The 2,557-nt window shown below is 67.0% G+C and carries 2 protein-coding genes; both read left to right on the top strand.

What is annotated here, in order from left to right; genetic code table 11:
- Positions 1-1,441, top strand: a 1,441-nt coding sequence (locus B2W70_RS09280; RefSeq protein WP_286745080.1) for a DUF3458 domain-containing protein, incomplete at its 5' end; no start/stop codon positions are given.
- Between the two features lie 41 nt (positions 1,442-1,482).
- A complete protein-coding gene (locus B2W70_RS09275) occupies positions 1,483-2,490 on the top strand; it encodes a class 1 fructose-bisphosphatase (protein ID WP_286745077.1) in 1,008 nt (335 codons plus the stop codon).
- Positions 2,491-2,557: the final 67 nt, after the last annotated feature.

Here is a 2,557-nt window from a genome sequence, read left to right as displayed (position 1 = left end):
TATCTACTTCGAGCGCCACGACGGCCAGGCCGTGACCTGCGATGACTTCGCCCAGTCCATTGCCGATGCCAACCCGGGCAGCGAGCTGGCCACGCGCCTGGACCAGTTCAAGCGCTGGTATGCCCAAGCCGGCACCCCCCGCGTGCAGGCCCACGGTGTGTACGACGCCGAGAACCGCATCTACACGCTCACCTTGAGCCAGAGCTGCGCGGCCACCATCGGGCAGCCCGAAAAACTGCCGTACGTCATCCCCGTGGCCATGGGCCTGACGGGCGTGGACGGCCGCCACATCAACCTGCACCTCGAAGGCCACCTCGACCCCATCGGCCACGACACGGTGCTGGTGCTGTCCGAGCCCTCGCAGACTTTCACCTTCGTGCACGTGCCCGTCGAGCCGGTGCCATCGCTGCTGCGCGGTTTCTCGGCGCCTGTGGTGCTGGAGACCGAGCTGGGCGACGACGCGCTCTTCACCCTGCTCAGCCACGACCTCGACCCCTTCAATCGCTGGGAAGCCGCTCAGAAGCTCGCGCTGCGCCGCATCCTGCACGCGGTCAAGGGCTCGGGCCACGTCGAGCTGGACGCGCGTTTCGTCGAGGCCATGCGCGGTGTGTTGCGCCACACCGAGCTGGACGCCGCATTCAAGGAGCTGGTGCTGACCCTGCCAAGCGAGGCCTACGTGGCCGAGCAGCTCGTGGTGGTCGACCCGCAGCGCATCCACACCGTGCGCGAGAGCATGAAGGTGCAGCTTGCCCACGCCCTGCACGAGGACTGGGTGGCGGCCTACGAGGCCAACGCCGAGCTGGGCGGTTACTCGCCCGACGCCGTGAGCGCTGGGCGCCGCGCGCTGGCCAACCTGGCCCTGGCCATGCTGACGCTCGACGGCGTGTCTCGCCACAACCCGATCTGGGTGGGCAAGGCATTCCAGCGCTTCAAGGACGCCAACAACATGACCGACCGCCTCGGTGCGCTCTCGGCCCTGGTGGCGGCCCACGCCGAGCTGGCCGAAGACGCGCTCAAGCGCTTCCACGCCCTGTTCCGTGACGAGGCCCTGGTCATCGACAAGTGGTTCACGCTGCAGGCCATGGCCCCCGAGAAAGACGGCCAGGTCTTTGCGCGCGTCAAGCAGCTCATGCTGCACCCCGACTTCACGCTGCGCACGCCCAACCGCGCCCGCAGCCTGCTGATGGCGCTGTGCCAGAACAACCCTGCGGCCTTCCACCGCACGGATGCGGCCGGCTACGTGTTCTGGGCCGACCGCGTCATCGAGATCGACGCCATCAACCCGCAACTGGCCGCCCGCCTGGCCCGCGCGCTCGACCACTGGCGCCGCCTGGCCGGACCTTACCGCACGGCCGCCGAAGAAGCGCTCAAGCGCGTGGCCGCCCGCGGCGAGTTGTCCGACGACGTGCGCGAGATCATCACGCGCGCGCTGCAGGACTGAGCCAAGACCGCAACCCTTTTCATTTCATCCGAGACACCACCATGTCCACCAAACGCATCAGCCTCACGCAGTACCTGATCGAGCAGCAGCGCGGCGAAGCCCAGATCCCGGCGCAACTGCGCCTGCTCATCGAAGTCGTCGCTCGCGCCTGCAAGCGCATCGCCATCAACGTCAACAAGGGCGCCTTGGGTGACGTGCTGGGCACCGCCGGCAGCGAGAACGTGCAGGGCGAAGTCCAGAAGAAGCTCGACGTGATCGCCAACGAGGTGCTCATCGAAGCCAACGAATGGGGCGGTCACCTCGCCGGCATGGCCTCCGAAGAAATGGACGACATGCTGGGCGTGCCCAACCGCTACCCGCAAGGCGAGTACCTGCTGCTGTTCGACCCCCTCGATGGCTCCAGCAACATCGACATCAACGTCAGCATCGGCACCATCTTCTCGGTGCTCAAGCACCAGGGCGGCGAGGTCACCAACGAGAGCTTCCTGCAGCCCGGCACCGCTCAGGTGTGCGCAGGCTACTGCGTCTACGGCCCGCAAACCACGCTGGTGCTGACCGTCGGCAAGGGCGTCGTGCTGTTCACGCTCGACCGTGAGCAGGGCGCATGGGTGATGACGGAAGACAACCTGCGCATCCCCGAGGACACCAAGGAATTCGCCATCAACATGTCGAACATGCGCCACTGGGCTGCCCCGGTCAAGCGCTACATCGACGAGTGCCTGGCTGGCAAGGAAGGCCCGCGCGGCAAGGACTTCAACATGCGCTGGGTGGCCGCGATGGTGGCCGACGTGCACCGCATCATGACCCGCGGCGGCATCTTCATGTACCCCTGGGACAAGCGCGAGCCGAACAAGCCCGGCAAGCTGCGCCTGATGTACGAAGCCAACCCCATGAGCTTCCTGGTCGAGCAGGCCGGTGGCGTGGCCACCAACGGCACGCAGCGCATCATGGAGATCCAGCCCAAGCAGCTGCACGAGCGCGTGAGCGTGATGCTGGGCTCGAAGAACGAGGTCGACATCGTGACCTCGTACCACCGCGAAGCGCAGTGAGCCTGCCGGCGCCAGCGACCTGGTCGCAGCGCCGCGCCAAGAACGACGAAGCCCGCCAATCGGCGGG

It is taken from the genome of Aquabacterium sp. UBA2148, assembly GCF_002328915.1.
Lineage (GTDB): Bacteria > Pseudomonadota > Gammaproteobacteria > Burkholderiales > Burkholderiaceae_C > Aquabacterium > Aquabacterium parvum.
This window is presented reverse-complemented; position numbering and strand designations above follow the sequence as displayed.